The organism is Pseudomonas neuropathica, from assembly GCF_051174785.1.
Taxonomy (GTDB): Bacteria; Pseudomonadota; Gammaproteobacteria; order Pseudomonadales; family Pseudomonadaceae; genus Aquipseudomonas; species Aquipseudomonas neuropathica_A.
Window position 1 is genome coordinate 3,596,685 of record NZ_CP195111.1, and the last position, 15,891, is coordinate 3,612,575.

13 protein-coding genes are annotated in these 15,891 nt (G+C 59.0%); 8 read left to right on the forward strand and 5 right to left on the reverse strand.

The genetic code is table 11. The features are described from left to right. Nucleotides 1-7 precede the first annotated feature (7 nt). Together ACRRSD_RS16375 and ACRRSD_RS16380 are read right to left on the reverse strand one after the other, a co-directional pair. Nucleotides 8-823: an ABC transporter ATP-binding protein gene (locus ACRRSD_RS16375; protein WP_435034298.1), complete on the reverse strand. Its 816-nt coding sequence runs from the start codon at nucleotides 821-823 to the stop codon at nucleotides 8-10. Then, entirely contained in the window at nucleotides 820-2,418 is a 1,599-nt protein-coding gene (locus tag ACRRSD_RS16380; protein WP_435034299.1) for an ABC transporter permease, read from the reverse strand. Before ACRRSD_RS16380 ends, ACRRSD_RS16375 begins: the two co-directional genes overlap by 4 nt. 388 nt (nucleotides 2,419-2,806) lie before the next feature. Here ACRRSD_RS16380 and ACRRSD_RS16385 point away from each other — a divergent pair, with 388 nt between their 5' ends. After that, complete coding sequence (locus ACRRSD_RS16385) at nucleotides 2,807-3,820, forward strand: ABC transporter substrate-binding protein (protein ID WP_435034300.1); 1,014 nt, start codon at nucleotides 2,807-2,809, stop codon at nucleotides 3,818-3,820. 122 nt (nucleotides 3,821-3,942) lie between these two features. Here ACRRSD_RS16385 and ACRRSD_RS16390 read toward each other — a convergent pair whose 3' ends face one another. Then, entirely contained in the window at nucleotides 3,943-4,863 is a 921-nt protein-coding gene (locus ACRRSD_RS16390) for a LysR family transcriptional regulator (protein ID WP_093440454.1), read from the reverse strand. A 181-nt stretch (nucleotides 4,864-5,044) separates the two neighbouring features. Between ACRRSD_RS16390 and ACRRSD_RS16395 the strand changes: the two genes are divergently transcribed. Beyond that, nucleotides 5,045-5,953: a TauD/TfdA dioxygenase family protein gene (locus ACRRSD_RS16395; protein ID WP_435034301.1), complete on the forward strand. Its 909-nt coding sequence runs from the start codon at nucleotides 5,045-5,047 to the stop codon at nucleotides 5,951-5,953. A 328-nt stretch (nucleotides 5,954-6,281) separates the two neighbouring features. Here the strand turns inward: ACRRSD_RS16395 and ACRRSD_RS16400 are convergent, their stop codons facing one another. Continuing rightward, entirely contained in the window at nucleotides 6,282-7,898 is a 1,617-nt protein-coding gene (locus ACRRSD_RS16400; protein WP_435034302.1) for an alkaline phosphatase family protein, read from the reverse strand. 190 nt (nucleotides 7,899-8,088) lie between these two features. After that, entirely contained in the window at nucleotides 8,089-9,033 is a 945-nt protein-coding gene (locus ACRRSD_RS16405; protein WP_435034303.1) for a LysR family transcriptional regulator, read from the reverse strand. Nucleotides 9,034-9,198: 165 nt separating this feature from the next. Here ACRRSD_RS16405 and ACRRSD_RS16410 point away from each other — a divergent pair, with 165 nt between their 5' ends. From ACRRSD_RS16410 to ACRRSD_RS16435, 6 genes are all read left to right on the forward strand, one after another. Beyond that, nucleotides 9,199-11,559 carry a TonB-dependent receptor gene (locus ACRRSD_RS16410; protein ID WP_435034304.1) on the forward strand — a complete coding sequence of 787 codons (2,361 nt, stop codon included), beginning with the start codon at nucleotides 9,199-9,201 and terminating at the stop codon, nucleotides 11,557-11,559. 23 nt (nucleotides 11,560-11,582) lie between these two features. Beyond that, nucleotides 11,583-12,926, forward strand: a complete 1,344-nt coding sequence (locus ACRRSD_RS16415) for an aryl-sulfate sulfotransferase (RefSeq protein ID WP_435034305.1) — start codon at nucleotides 11,583-11,585, stop codon at nucleotides 12,924-12,926. A gap of 189 nt (nucleotides 12,927-13,115) precedes the next feature. After that, nucleotides 13,116-13,442 carry a hypothetical protein gene (locus ACRRSD_RS16420; RefSeq protein WP_034151843.1) on the forward strand — a complete coding sequence of 109 codons (327 nt, stop codon included), beginning with the start codon at nucleotides 13,116-13,118 and terminating at the stop codon, nucleotides 13,440-13,442. A gap of 376 nt (nucleotides 13,443-13,818) precedes the next feature. Beyond that, nucleotides 13,819-14,628 carry an energy transducer TonB gene (locus tag ACRRSD_RS16425; protein ID WP_435034306.1) on the forward strand — a complete coding sequence of 270 codons (810 nt, stop codon included), beginning with the start codon at nucleotides 13,819-13,821 and terminating at the stop codon, nucleotides 14,626-14,628. A 45-nt stretch (nucleotides 14,629-14,673) separates the two neighbouring features. Beyond that, nucleotides 14,674-15,399, forward strand: a complete 726-nt coding sequence (locus ACRRSD_RS16430; RefSeq protein ID WP_435034307.1) for a MotA/TolQ/ExbB proton channel family protein — start codon at nucleotides 14,674-14,676, stop codon at nucleotides 15,397-15,399. A 1-nt stretch (nucleotide 15,400) separates the two neighbouring features. Further along, nucleotides 15,401-15,802 (forward strand): ExbD/TolR family protein, encoded by a 402-nt coding sequence (locus tag ACRRSD_RS16435; RefSeq protein ID WP_003220570.1) that lies wholly within the window; start codon nucleotides 15,401-15,403, stop codon nucleotides 15,800-15,802. Nucleotides 15,803-15,891 lie beyond the last annotated feature (89 nt).

Consider the following 15,891-nt stretch of genomic DNA (forward strand, 5'->3'; position numbering starts at 1 on the left):
CTCCTGTTCAGCAGGCAATGAACGTCAGCGGCAGATCACGGATCTGCACCGGCACGCTCGGTTGGTAATGGTCGTCACTGGTCAGTTCGTGCAGCAGCTCTTCACGCAACTGATGGAAGTCGAAACTGCTGCGCTGGCGTGGATGCGGCAGGGCGATGTCGACCACTTGCTTGATGCGGCCCGGGCGCGGCTCCATCACCACCACGCGGTCGGCGAGGAAGATCGCTTCCTCGACGTCATGGGTGACGAGGATCGTGGTGATTTTTGCGCGCTCGCGAATGGCCAACAGCTCCTCCTGCATCTGCTGGCGGGTCAGCGCATCGAGGGCGCCGAAGGGTTCGTCGAGTAGCAGAATGCGCGGGCTGGCGACGAGGCCGCGGGCAATCGCCACACGCTGGGCCATGCCGCCGGAGAGCTGGTGCGGATAGGCGCGGGTGAAGTCGCGCAGGCCGACCAGATCGATGAAATCGTTGATCCGCTGTTGCTTTTGCGCCGCGCTCAGGGGCTCGTTGACCAGACCCAGACCGATGTTGTCGGCGACGGTCAGCCACGGAAACAAGCGGTGTTCCTGAAAGACAATGCCGCGTTCGCCGCCGATGCCGCTGACGGCTTTGCCGTCCACGGTAATCTGCCCGCGGAACTGCGTATCGAGGCCCACCAGCAAACGCAGCAACGTCGATTTGCCGCAGCCGCTGGAACCGACAATGGCGACGAATTCGCCCTCGGCGATGTCGAGGTTGAATTCGCGAATCGCCTCCAGTTCGAAACCGTCGACGTCGAAGGATTTGCCTACGTGATTAAAGCTGACAATCGGTGCGTTCATGCGTGTCTCCAGCGGGTCGCGCGAATTTCCAGGCGTTGGCCAATGAGGTTGAGCAGGGCGCCGGTGAGACCGACGAAAAGCATGCCGGCCATGATCAGGTCCATGCGCAGCAGTTGCTGTGCGCCGATCATCTGGCTGCCGATGCCGCCATTGGACGGCATGAAATATTCCGCACCGATGGTGCCGAGCCAGGCGTAGATCAGGCTCAGCCTGAGGCCTGCAAAAATCCCCGGCGCGGCGCCCGGCAGTACCAGTCGGCGCAGGCGCTGGCCGAGGTTCAGGCGCAGCACTTGCGCGGCTTCGTTGAGTTGCGGCGAGAGGTTGGCGACGCTGCGTTGCGTGGCGATGAACAGCGGGAAGAACGCAGCAAGGGCGACGAACACCCACTTGGCCAATTCGCCGAGACCGAACCATGCGGTGAGCAGCGGCACCCAGGCAAAAATGGCGATCTGGCGGATGGCCGCAAGGGTCGGGCCAAGCAGGCGTTCGCTGATGTTCGACAGACCCAGCAGCAGGCCCAAGGCAAATCCGAGGCCACCGCCGAGCATTAGGCCACCCAGCGTGCGGCCAAGACTGAGAGCCATGCCGCCGATCAACGTGCCGTCGACAAGACCGTCCCATGCAGTGCTCAAAACGGCTAACGGGCTGACCAGAATATTGGCGTCGACCCACTGCTGATCACTTGCCAATTGCCACAGTGCCAACACGCCGAGCGGCAGCAGCCACGGTTGCAGACGCTGCCAGCCTGCATAGCGCGGGCCGCGACGAATTTCGGCGGTGGCCGGATGCGGCCAGTGCACCAGTTTCTTGTCCAGCAGGCCGATGCCACGATCCATTGCCACACCGATCAAACCGATCACCACGATGCACACGAAAACGATGTCGAGCATGAACAGTTGTCGCGCCCAGACCATCAGGTAGCCGATGCCTTCACTGGAGGCCAGCAATTCGACGGCCAGCAACGAAGTCCAGCCAGCGGCCAGCGCCAGACGCACGCCAGCCATGAACGCGGGGAGGGCGGCGGGTAATACCAGTCGACGAATCAAAAGGTGTGGCGGCAAGCGTAAAACAGCGGCAGCTTCGCGCAGTTTTGGTTGTGCATCTCTTACGCCGACCAGTGTGTGCAGGGTCACCGGCACCACGACCGCTTTGATCAGCACAACCAGTTTCAGCAACTCGCCGATGCCGAAAAACACCATGAACAGTGGAATCCACGCCAGTGTCGGCACTTGCGACAGGCCGGCGAAGGTCGGGAAGATCAGGCGTTCCAGACGTCGGCTGAAACCCAGCGTAGCGCCGAGAACCGCACCCGCCGAAATCCCGGCGAGCAAACCCCAGAACAAGCGTTGCAGGCTGATCCACAAATGGCTCCACAACTCGCCCTGTGACAACTCGACGGCGCTGTTCCACACCAGCGACGGCGCGGGGAGGATCTGTTCGCTCATCCATTCATTGCGTGCTGCCAGCCACCACAGCGCTAAGAGGCCGAGGGGCAGCAGCCACGGCAACAGGCGTTGGTTCAGGCTGGGCCAGGTACGGCGGCTTTTCAGCGGCGGCGCGGGCAGGGGGAGACTGAGCAAGGATTGGCGGGCCATGGGTGACCTCCGTTGTCGGGTTGGCTCAAGATCAAAAGATCGCAGCCTTCGGCAGCTCCTGCGGGGGAATGCATCCTTGAATTACCCCGTAGGAGCTGCGGAAGGCTGCGATCTTTAGCGGTATTAACTAAGAGCTAATAGTTATAAATAATCTTTAATAAGTTGTTTTTAGAGATAAGCAGCGCCATTTAAGGCTTCCAGCCCACACGCATCCAATGCATTCGAAGAATATTTTCCATGCTGTTAATGCATACGCCGCTGCAAGGCCCGTTATTGCTTGCTTAGCGTTAAAAGCTATAAAAATGTGCATTTATAGTATTTAAGCGAAGGTATGCATTCGGCCTACTTTCGGCTCCTCAACGCCCGTCGTGATCAAGGAGCTGCACCCATGAACTTTCCCTTCAAACGCGTTTTCAGTCTGTTTGCCGTTCCAGCTCTGGCGGGCCTGCTGGCGTTCACCGCGCAAGCCGATGAACTCAAGGAAATCAGAATCGCCGTCCCAGACCTTAGCGCCGGCACTCAGCACAGCGGTGGTGGCGTGGTTGATGTGCTGCGCGATCAGCAGATCTTCGAGAAGGCCTTCGCCGATCAGGGCATCAAGATTCAGTGGAGTTTCTTCAAAGGTGCGGGACCGGTGATCAATGAGGCGTTTGCCAACGGTCAGGTTGATCTGGCGTATCTCGGCGATCTGGCGGCGATCATCGGCAAGTCCAACGGGTTGGATACGCGTTTGCTCAGCGCCAGTGCCCGTGGGGTGAAGCAGTATCTGGGCGTGGTACCGGGCTCCGGAATCAAGACCCTGCAGGATTTGAAAGGCAAGCGCGTGGCGATCTTCCGCGGCACAGCAACCCAGTTGTCGTTTGACGCGGCGCTGGCCAGTCAGGGCTTGAGCGAGAAGGATCTGAAAGTGATCAATCTGGATTTCAACGCAGCGGTTGCAGCGCTGGCGGCCAGGCAGATCGATGCGTCGTGGGGTAGTTCCGGGTTGACGGCATTGCAGGCCAAAGGTCTGGCCGAATTACCGCTCAATACCAAGGATCTCGGCGGCGCGGGTAGTGTGCAGTCGGTGCTGGTCGGCACCGGCAAGTTCGTCGATGCGCATCCGGAGGCGGTGGCGAAATTGCTCAAGGCGCAACAGCAGGCGGTGGAATGGCTGACCCAGGACAGTAACAAAGCCGCTTACGTGCAACTGGTCTCGGGTCTGGCCAGTTATCCGCCGGTGATCCTGACCCAGGATCTGCAGGATCAGAAATTGAGCGAAGTGTTCCCGTCGACGCTGGATCCGGTATTCCTCGGCAGCTTGCAGGACAAGGTGGATCTGGCAGCGCAGCAGAGGCTGATTCGCAAGCCGTTCAAGGTGAGTGATTGGGTGGCGCCTGAGTTGGCAGCGGCCAAGCTCTGAATCTTTAGCGCCTGCTCTGGCCTCTTCGCGAGCAGGCTCGCTCCCACAGGGTTCTTGGGTGAACACAAATTCTGCATTCACCACCGAACCACTGTGGGAGCGAGCCTGCTCGCGATAGCGTCCTAAACGGCGACGCTGATCTCCTGCCGATCCACCGCCACCAACGTCTCAATCATCGCCCGTGCCGCCGGCGACAGCCGAAACCCGGTACGACTGACAATTCCGCACCGTGCATTCATGCTCTCGAGGTTCTGCGGCAGATTGCGCCAGTGCAGCAACACCAGCGAACCCTTGGCAATGTCCTCGACAAATGCCTCTTCCGTGCCCACACCAATTGCATTGGACTGCAGCACCACTTTGACCAGCGCCGGAAAGTGCTCGGTCTCGATGGTCGGGGAAAAATCGATGCGTCCGCTGAGATTCGCCAGCAGTTTGCGAATGCCCGGCGGGATCAGTGTGGTCGCCAGCGGGTAGTCGAACATGTCGTTGGTCGACAGGCTTTCCTTGGCGAGCAACGGATGCCCCGGCCGGCAGAAAAACACCCCGCGTTTGGGCGTCAGTGCCTGGGTCTGGAAGTTCGGGTCGGACTCGAAGTGACGGATGTCGGCGATAAAGAACTCGATCTCTTCACGGCTCAGCGCGCGACTGAGTTTTTCCCAGTTATCCACCTGAAAACAGGTGCGCACTTTCGGGTGCGCATTGATGAATTGCGCCACGGCGTCCGGAACCAGTTTCACCGCCGGCGCCGGGCCGCAACCGAAGTGCACCTCGCCGGCATCGAGCTTGGTCATCTGCGTCACTTCGGCGCTGAGCAGTGCGGCGCCCTGTACCAGGCTCAGGGCGTGTTGCAGCACCACCTGGCCTTCGGGCGTGGGGCGCAGATCCTTGTTGCCGCGATCCACCAACACGCAGCCGAACTCCTGCTCGAGCCCTTGAATACTGCGGCTGAACGCTGGTTGAGTGATGCCCATCGCGTCCGCCGCACGGACAAAACTGCGGTGTTCGTTGAGGGCGATGAAGTAACGCAACTGGCGAAGATCCATATGCTTTTCCGGCATCCTAAAAATAGCTCGAAGGCATTTGCGACGAGGGTTGCTAGAGGTTTTAAATGCAAGCTCTTATTCCGTCAACGAAGCATGTGAATATCTATTAGATGTAAATGGAATATAGATAGAGCGTTGTTTCGCTGCCGTCCAACCGTTAGCAGTCGATGAGGGTCTACCCATGAGCAATGCCGCACTCGCAGTAAAACCCGCTGTCCACGCACTGGAGATTCATCCGGTGGCCGGTCGTCTCGGCGCCGAGATTCGTGGCGTGCATTTGTCCGGTGAGCTGGACGCCGCCACCGTCGAAGCGATTCAACAGGCGCTGGTTCAATACAAAGTCGTGTTCTTCCGTGAGCAGACCCAGCTTGATGATCAGCGTCAGGAAGCCTTCGCCCATCTGCTCGGCGAGCCTGTCGCGCACCCGACCGTGCCGTCCCGCGAAGGTACGCGTTATCTGCTCGAGCTGGACGGCGCTGAAGGCCAGCGCGCCAACTCCTGGCACACCGACGTGACCTTCGTCGACGCCTACCCGAAAGCCTCGATCCTGCGCTCCGTGGTGGCACCGGCATTCGGTGGCGACACGCTGTGGGCCAACACCGCGACGGCGTACAACGGCTTGCCAACCGAGCTGCGTGAATTGGCCGACAAACTGGTCGCCGTGCACAGCAACGAATACGACTACGCCAGCGCCAAGCCGGACGTCTCGGCCGAGAAGCTTGAGCGCTATCGCAAGGTCTTCACCTCGACCGTTTACGAGACCGAGCACCCGGTGGTGCGGGTGCACCCGATCAGCGGCGAGAAGAGCTTGTTGCTGGGGCATTTCGTCAAACGTATCAAGGGTTATTCGCAGGCGGATTCGGCGCATCTGTTCGGGCTGTTGCAGAGCCATGTGATCCGCCAGGAAAACACCGTGCGCTGGCGCTGGCAGGCTGGTGATGTGGCGATCTGGGATAACCGCTCGACGCAGCATTACGCGATTGATGATTACGGCACGCAGGATCGCGTGGTGCGTCGGGTGACGCTCAAGGGGGAAGTGCCGGTGGGGGTGAGCGGGCAGCGTAGCCAGACCATCAAGGGTCGTGACTGAAGATCAACAGCCCTCACCCCAGCCCTCTCCCAAAGGGAGAGGGAGCCGACTGAGTTGTCTCGCGTTATGCATCGACGTGAAGGTCATTATCGATTATGGATTCGATGAAGCACGATCAGGACGGTGTATCTCTGCAATATCCCGCATTCAGTCCCCTCTCCCAGAGGGAGAGGGAGCCGACCGAGCTGTCTCGCGTTACGCATCGACCTGAAAGGTCTTTATCGATTATGGATTCGGTGAAACTGGATCAGGTCGGTGTACCTCTGAAATATCTCCCAATCAGTCCCCTCTCCCTCCGGGAGAGGGTTAGGGTGAGGGGCTCTTCGAGCTACCAAACACCAATCTGAACAACCTTCTCGGCTTCCGGCTCACCATAACGAAACCGCTGCCCGCGCAAATCTATCTCCTGATGACTTATCGTGGTCCGCCGCTTCAACCCGCGCACCCACTCAAACAAATACCCCGCATGCTCCTCGCGCACCGCCGCATACGCCGGGTCATCCCCCAGGTCACGCAACTCCTGCGGATCATCCAGCAGATCAAACAACTGCGGCCGAAAGCCGTCGTACGCCAGGAATTTCCAGCGCTCGCTGCGCACCATGGTCATGCGGCAACGGTCGATCGGCTGACCCAGACGCTCCCGCGCCGGCGCCTGAAAGGCGTAGTCGTATTCGCTGATTGCATAGCGGCGCCAGTAAGGATTTTCACCGTGCAGTAGCGGGATCAACGAACGCCCTTCAAGCCGATGCTCTGCCCCCGGCAATCCCAATGCCTGCAGAAACGTCGGCAACGCATCGATGGTTTCCGCCAGTCGATCATCAACCGTTCCGCGCGTGATATCCGCCGCCGCCCGAGGGTCGCGCACGATCAACGGCACGCCCACCGCCTGCTCCAGCAAAAACTCCTTCTCGCCGAGCCAGTGATCACCGAGAAAGTCGCCGTGATCGCTGGTGAACACGATCAACGTGTCCTCCCAACGACCACTGCTCTGCAGAAAGTCGAACAGCCGCCCGAGTTGATCATCCACTTGCTTGACCAAGCCCATGTAGGTCGGGATTACGGTCAATCGTACTGAATCACGGGAAAAGTTGAGGCTTTCCTCATGCTGGCGAAAGGCAGCGTATACGGGGTGTTTGCTGGCTTCAAAGGGCGTCGCGCGGACCGCTTCGAGAATCGATTTCGTACTGTACAATGCGTGGTACGGTGCTGGTACGATATAGGGCCAGTGCGGTTTGATGTACGAAAGGTGTAAACACCACGATTTCTCGCCCTGCTCGGTAATGAAGTCGATGGCTCGATTTGTAGTGTAGACAGTCTCTGAGTGTTGCTCGGGAATTCGTGCTGGCAAATTCGAATGACGCATTTGCCAGCCACTGAGGATTTCACCGTTCGCGCCTTCGGCGGCGTTGGCCCAGTCGTGCCAGGGGTTTTTGCCGTCGAAACCCTGCTCGCGCAGGTAGTGCGTGTAGGGTGCAGATTCGCGCTTGTCATCGAACAGCGGGTCGTCGGGATAGATGCCGTCATGGCGCATGTAGGGTTCGAAGCCGACTTCGTTGAGGATTTCGGCTTGCTCGCTTTGCGGATTGATTGCCAAGCGTTGCAGCGCGTCGACATTCGCGGTGGCGTGGGTCTTGCCGACGAGTGCGGTACGAATGCCGTGGGGGCGCAGGTAATCGCCGATGGTCAGTTCTTCCAGCGGCAACGGCACGGCGTTCCACGCCACTTGATGACTGCTGACATAACGTCCGGTGTAGGCCGACATCCGCGACGGCCCGCAGATCGTGCCTTGGGTGTAGGCGCGGCTGAAACGCACGCCGGCAGCGGCCAGGCGATCGATGTTCGGTGTGTGCAGGTGCGGGTGGCCATAGCAGGACAGGTAATCGCGGCGCAGTTGATCGCACATGATGTACAGCACGTTGCGCACGGGGTTTGGCGGGGTGGGCATGGGGTTCACCGGTCAATGGGACAGGCGAGGTATTTCGCTAGGCGTGAGGGTGTTCGGCAAGTGCATTTGGGGAATGGGTTTTATGCAGGCAGTGCATCGGAGACTGTACTGGCCCCTTCGCGAGCAAGCTCGCTCCCACATTTAGCCAGCGTTCCCCTGTGGGAGCGAGCTTGCTCGCGAAGAGGTCCGATCAGACGGCGAGATTCTGCAGCGAACACACCTCCTCATCCTGCTGATCAATCGCCTTGATCTGCTCAATCATCGCCTCGGCCAACGGCGACAACCGATACCCCGCACGACTGACAATCCCATAACGCGTATACAGCTCCTCAAGATCATCGGCCAACCCTTCAATGCGCAAACACACCAGTTCACCCTTCGCCTGATGCAGCGCATCGGAATACGCCCCGACAATCCCGATCGCATCCGAACGTAGCACCACACTGAGCAGACTCGAGCTGTTTTCACACTCCACATTCGGCGTGAAATCCGGCCGCCCACTGAGATCGACAATGACTTTTCGCAAGTTCGGCGGACGAATGCTTACCGCCAGCGGATAGCTCATCAATTGCTCGGCACTGACCCGATCGAAACCCGCCAGCGGATGCCCCGCACGGCAACAGAAATGCCATTTACGCGGCCGTAACCGGTGCGTCAGATAATCCGGATCCGCCTCGAAGTAGCGTGTGTCAGCGACAAAGAATTCGAACTCCTCGCTCATCAGTCGCTTGCTCAAACTCTGCCAGTCATCGACCTGAAACTGCACCCGCGCTTTCGGGTAGCGCCCGATAAAGCTGCCAATCGCCCGAGGAATCAAACCTGCCGCCGGCGCCGGCCCACATCCGAAGCGCAATTCCCCCGCCTCCAGCCCATTGAACTGGCTGATCTCGTTGGCCATCTGCTGCGCACCACTGACCAGCCGCCGCGCGTGTTCGAGCAGCACCTGACCCTGTTTGGTCGGCGGCAATTCCTTGCGCCCCCGGTCGACCAACTGACAACCGACGCTGTGCTCGAGCGCCTGAATGCTGCGGCTGAACGCCGACTGCGACAGGTTCACCGCCTGCGCGCCGGCGACGAAGCTGCGTTGTTCAGCCAAGGCGATGAAGTGACGAAGTTGGCGCAAGTCGATATGCATTTTTCACATAAAAAATATCCGGGAAATGCATTGGATATGCATTAGGTCGACTCCTTATAAAGGCAATCTCTTATGCAGTAAATATTTGTAAATCCATAAATAAATAACTGAAAAGAATATGCAGCACTGAAGATGTCTGTGTGTTTTTTGACCAGGAGCCGCGCCATGAGTCCGTTGAACCTTGCGTCACACTTAACGCCACGACGGCTCAAACGCCTGCCTCTGGCCCTGTTGCTGGCAGGGAGCGCGAGCTGGACTCACGGCTACGCCGCCGATGCTGAAACCCCGGCGCCGGTGCCGACCGGCAAGCCTGCCGCCAACAGTTCGCAACTGGAAACCGTGACCGTCACCACCCGCCGCCGCGAAGAAAGTTCGCAAGATGTACCGACGCCCATGAGCGTGGTCAGCGGGCAGAATCTGGAGACGCAGCGGGTCTACCGGATTCAGGATTTGCAGCAACTGGTGCCCAGCGTCAACGTCGCCTATATGCATGCGCGGCAGTCCAGCGTGTCGATCCGTGGTCTGGGTAATAACCCGGCCAGCGATGGCCTGGAAGGCAGCGTCGGCTTGTACATCGATAACGTGTATCTCGGGCGTCCGGGGATGGCGGTGTTTGACTTGATGGACATCGAACAGCTCGAAGTCTTGCGTGGGCCGCAGGGCACGCTGTTCGGCAAAAACACCACCGCCGGGGTGATCAACATCAGCACCCGCGCGCCAACCTTCACCCCTGAGCGCAGCATCGAAACCTCGGTCGGCGAGGACGGTTATTTCCAGACCAAGGGCACCATTTCCGGCCCGCTCAATGATCAACTCGCTGGACGCTTCTCGGCCTATCGCACCCGTAGCGACGGCGACATCAAAAACGAATACGACGGCCATGATTTGAATGGCGGCTCGCGCGAGGGCTTCCGCGCGCAACTGCTGTTCAAGCCCAATGAAGATTTCAATCTGCGCTGGATCGGTGACTACAACGAGGAGGATTCCAGCGCCGGCACCCGCGTGCTCTACAACACCGGGCCGACCATCAATGGCGTCAATCTGTACCAGTCGCGGGCCAATGCGGCTGGCGCAACACTGGTCAACGGTTCGCACCGCAAGGTCAATCTCGACAACGACCAGCACGTCACTGTGCATCAGGGTGGCACCTCGGTGGAGGCCAACTGGACGCTGCCGAGCGACTTCACGCTGACCTCGATCAGCTCCTATCGCTTCTGGAATTTCACCCCGCGCAACGACGACGGCCTCAACGTGCCGGCGAGTTACAACGCCGGGGTGTCGGTGGAGGACAAACAGTATTCGCAGGAATTTCGCCTGGCCTCGCCCAAGGGTGAGTTCTTCGATTACGTCGTCGGCGCCTACTACTTCGGCTCGGATCTGGACAATAAATCCTTTGCCTATTACGGCCCGCAAGCCGATATCTGGAATGGCACGCCGGCCGGTGCGCTGGCCAACGTCACCAGTGTTGGCAACGGCCATATCAAGACCGACAGCTTTGCGCTGTTCGCCCAAGGCACCTGGCACCTCACCGAGCGGCTGGATTTCACCGCCGGGGTGCGTGGCACTTATGAAGAAAAATCCGCTTGGGTCACGCGTAATGCGCCGGTCGGTGGCGCCGTCGTGACTGGCGCTGCGGCCACGGCGCGACGCGGTCGGGCCGGCGCTTATGATTCCGGTGATTTGAACCAGTACAGCTCGAGTCCTTCCGGGCTGCTCAACCTCAGCTATCGCGTCACCGATGACGTGCTTGGTTACGCCACGCTGTCCCACGGCGAGAAATCCGGCGGGGTTAACCTGGCTGTCGGGTCAGCTCCGGTGGCCGGCGCCGATTCACTGCTGATCGGCACCGAGCGCGCCAACAACGCCGAACTCGGCTTCAAAAGCACGCTGTGGGATCACCGTCTGCAACTCAACGCCAACGTCTTCTGGACCCAAGTCAACGCTTACCAGACCAACGCCTACGACGCGGAAAATCGCGTGCAGTACCTGACCAACGCCGGTTCCGTGCGCTCGCGCGGGGTTGAGTTCGAAAGCACGGTGATCCCGCTGCGCGGCCTGACCCTGAACATCAACGGCTCCTACAACGACGTCAGCTATCTCTCGTACAAAGATGCCCCGTGCCCACCGGAAGTCAGCCAAGCGCCGGGCGCTCCAGCGTCTTGCGACCTCAGCGGCCATCAAGTGGTCGGCGCTTCGAAGTGGATCGGTAACGCCAACGGCGAATACAAATGGAATCTGGATAACGGTTTTGAACCTTACGTCACCGCGAGCTATGCGTTCCGCTCAAAAGCCGTCGGTACGGTCGAGGACTCCGACTACGGGCAGATCCCGAGTTACGCCGTGGTCAACTTCTCCACCGGCCTGCGCGGCGATTTCAATCAGGGCCAGTGGGACGTGTCGCTGTGGCTGAAAAACGCCTTCGACAAAACCTATTACACGACCCTGTGGACGGGCGGCAACGGCGGCTATGAAGGCCTGCTCGGTACACCGCGCACCCTCGGCGTCACCGGTCGCTACGACTTCTGATTCGTCACTCAAGGAGCTGCATCATGTTACGTATCAAAACGGCTTTGCCGGTGTTGCTGTCTGGCGCAGTGCTCAGTGCCGGCGCCTTCGCCGCACCGAGTGTTTACCCGACCGGCGTGACCCGTTATGACCCGAACAAGGCCTTCAATCAGTACGTGATTTTCAGCGGCGCGGACAAACAGACGCACCTGATCGACATGAACGGCAACGAGGTGAAAACCTGGCCACAAGCAGGCTTTCCGTCAGCGATCATCGACCCGAAACTGGTTGGCGGCGAACGCGGCCATGTGCTGCTGCAACTGAGTGAAAAGGATCCCGGCAAACTCGGTTCGGCCGGCAATGGTCTGGGCAATCAGAGCGTCGGCGAGCTGGACTGGAATGGCAAAGTCGTCTGGCAGTGGGGCGATAAGGCACCCGGTGGCGCGGCGCAACAACATCACGATCAGCGACGTTTAAGCAACGGCAACACTGTCGTTCTGGCGAACAAGGTGCACAAGGTCAAAGGCTTCAAAGTGCCCGAGGTGATCGACGATGCTATCTATGAAGTCAGCCCCGAAGGCGCGGTGAAATGGCAGTGGTTGGCCTCGGAGCATCTCAATGAATTCGGCTTCACCGCCGAGCAGTTGAAGCTAGTGCGCGCCAGCGAAAATCCGGACTACTTGCACATCAACAATCTTAGTCTGGTGGGGCCGAACAAGTGGTTCGATGCCGGTGACAAGCGCTTCAATCCGGACAACCTGCTGATCGATTCACGCAACGCCAACTTCATCGCGATCATCGACAAGAGCAGCGGCAAAGTGGTCTGGCGTCTCGGCCCGAACCTGCCGCTGATCAACCCGAAAGCCGCGCAGAAATTGCCGCGCCCGGTGGATCAGTTTGTCGGCCAGCATGATGCGCACATCATTCCGGCCGGATTACCCGGTGCCGGTAACGTGCTGGTGTTCGATAACCAGGGTTCGGCGGGTTATCCGAACGTCACCCTTGGGCTGATTTCCGGTTCGCGGGTGTTGGAAATCGACCCGGTGAAAAACCAGATCGTCTGGCAGTACAGCGCAGCCAATTCCAAGCAACCGGGGTGGGCGTTCTACAGCTCGTTCATCAGCAGTGCGCGACGCTTGCCCAATGGCAACACGTTGATCGACGAAGGCATGAACGGTCGGTTTTTCCAGGTGACGGCCAACGGTGAAAACGTCTGGGAATACGTCAGCCCCTACCTCGGCAAAGCGCCGGGCAGCGACGCGATCAGCAACTGGGTGTATCGGGCGCTGCCTGTGAGTTATGACTGGGTGCCAACGGGTACGCCACGCTCCGAGACGGCGGTTAATGCACCGGTTGTCAGCGTGCAGCAAACCAATGCCAGTCGTTAGTTGAATTGGAATTAATGCTCGAGCGAACGGCGATAAGTTATGAACGGGATGAATAGTGCTTATTGCAATTTGGTTGGTAACTCGCGTGGACAATAGTTGAATGTCCGACCATCCTGACTGTCGTGAGTTTCCAGGAGGAAACTTGCTCTCATCGGAAGACACTTATCCAACGAAAAAGGAAATCTCGTTATGTCGAGCATTAATGGCAATTATGTAAACGCTAACGCTGGCGCCAAACTGACGATTACCGATGGCAACGATTCCAACGGCACCTTCAGCGGTAAATTCAGTCAGAACGGCGTGAATTACGACATTGCTTACGGGCACTACCATTTCCAGAACAGCACCGGGCAGCCTACGATCATCACGTTCACGGCTCTGAATGACGGCACTGGTTATCAGTCCTGGACATTGTTCTCGCCGGATCACAATTATTCAAAAGTTCGTGCGGTTGGTTCGCGCACAAACTTTGACGGTGATGTTGTTGGCGTGGCAGGGGAGTTCGTCAAGCAATAAAAGCTGATTAAACAAAAAGGCCGGCGCACGAAAGTGCCCGGCCTTTTTTATTTTTGGAAAATAATAATCAACTATCTACTTGGTATTAGTTGTCCGGCAAAACCGGGTCAGGCGAATTTGATGCGTTGCATGAATACTTTCAATGCCTGAAAAGCATGCGTTTTTTCATGCATCGCTGCAGCCCGCGTGGCACGTGGGTTTGGTGGAATTGATCAATTCTTATATTCCATAAAGACCTATGTATAACGTTAAAGATTACTTTCGGAGATAAGCATCAAGCCCAATGATTCACCCATCGATCTGCCGTGGGGGATTCAACAAACGGTCGATCGGCAGTTTTTGTAAAGAACGCAAAAAGACCGCAGGGAGTGAATCAATGGGCAATGTCCAGACCGCCGCCAGCGCAGAGGAATTGCTGTGGCGTCAGACGCCAGGTGGCGAATTGGTCGATCTCGGCCGGCCGCATCGTGTGCCCTTGGAGCAGTTGCGTTTGCAGCGTGCACCCAAAGGCATTCTGAGCCGACGCGAAACCCTTCTGCTTGGCGTGCTGGCGCTGGTGGTGCATGGCGCGGTGATCTACTGGATCAGCCAAAAACCGACACCGGTGCTGCCGATTGTGCCGCCGGAAATTCCACCGATGACTATCGAATTCTCGCGCCCGGCGCCGCCAGCGCCACCGGTTGTCGAGCCGCCACCACCTGCGCCTGTGGTTGAGCCACCGCCGCCGGTAGAAGACGAACTGGCGGTAAAACCACCGCCGCCAAAACCGGTTCCGAAACCCAAACCGGTGGTTAAACAGGCACCCAAACCAGCACCAAAAGCCGTCGAACAACCACCCGCGCCGCCACAACCGGCAGCCCCGGTTGCGGCGCCAGCGCCACCTGCGCCACCCGCGCCGGCACCGGTAACCCCGGCCTCAGCCAACGCCGCGTACCTGAAAAACCCGGCACCGGAATACCCGTCGCTGGCTCAGCGTCGCGGTTGGGAAGGCACGGTGTTGCTGCGCGTGCATGTGTTGGCCAGTGGCAAACCGGGTGAGATCCAGATAGCAAAAAGCAGTGGTCGGCAACAGCTCGACGACGCGGCGCTGAATGCCGTGAAGCGTTGGAGTTTTGTTCCGGCCAAGCAGGGTGATGTCGCCCAGGACGGCTGGGTCAGCGTGCCCATCGATTTCAAGATTCATTAAACCGAAACCAAATTCGCGCGAAACGTTTACACGAGGGAATACATCATGACGTTACTGGCATCTCCACTGGAATCCATCGAAAGCGCGGTGATCTGGCTGCTGGTGGTTTTTTCCGTCGCCACCTGGGGCCTGGCATTGCTCAAGGCTGTGCAGTTCGGGCGTCTGAAGGCACAGGACCGGCGTTTTCATAAACGCTTCTGGGCGGCGTCGAGTCTGGATTCAGCCGCTGAATTGAGCGAGACCCAACCCGGCGCGGCAGCGCGGGTGGCACAAGCCGGTTACGCGGCGATTCAGGTAGGCGAGGCGCCACAGGCGAATGATTTGAGCCAGGCGATCAACCATCAGGATCGCCTCGAACGGGCCCTGCGTCAGCAAATTGTCCGCGAACGCCGTTCGCTGGAAACAGGCCTGGCAGTGGTCGCCAGTATTGGCAGTACGTCGCCGTTCATTGGTTTGTTCGGCACGGTGTGGGGAATCATGGAAGCGTTGAAAGGCATCAGCGCGGCCGGTTCGGCGAGCCTGGAAACGGTGGCCGGGCCGATCGGTGCGGCCCTCGTTGCAACGGGTGTGGGGATCGCCGTCGCGGTGCCGGCGGTGCTGGTTTACAACTACTTTTTGCGTCGTCTGAAACTGACGGCGGCGGACCTGGATGACTTCGCCCACGACTTCTACAGCCTGGCGCAAAAGAGCTCGTTCCGCGTATTGATCCACCCGACCGCGCACAAGGTTGCAGCCCCGGGCAACGCGGCAAAAGTGAAGGAGGCGTCCTGATATGGCCTTCTCCACGCAAGACAGTGACGAGGTACTCAGCGAGATCAACGTGACCCCGCTGGTGGACGTGATGCTGGTGCTACTGGTGGTGTTTATCGTCACCGCACCACTGCTGACCAATGCGATACCGATCAACCTGCCGAAGACTGAGGCGGTGGCGCCGGTCGAGCAGAAGGATCCGCTGGTGGTGAGCATCGATGGCGCCGGCAAGCTGTTTATCAACAAGGACGAGATTCAGCCTGACTTGCTGGAATTTAACCTCAAGTCGGCCAAGGCCAAGGACCCGGAAGTGCGCGTGCAATTGCAGGCCGATGACGGGGTGAACTACGGCGAAGTGGCGCGGGCGATGGCTTCGATTGAACGGGCAGGAATTACCAAGTTGTCGGTGATTACCGCGCGGTGACAGGATTTACGTTTTTCCGGGGCCGTCTCCTTGGCAGGGTGCGGCCCTTTTTTTATTTCTGGCAGGGAGAAAAGCCCCTCACCCTAGCC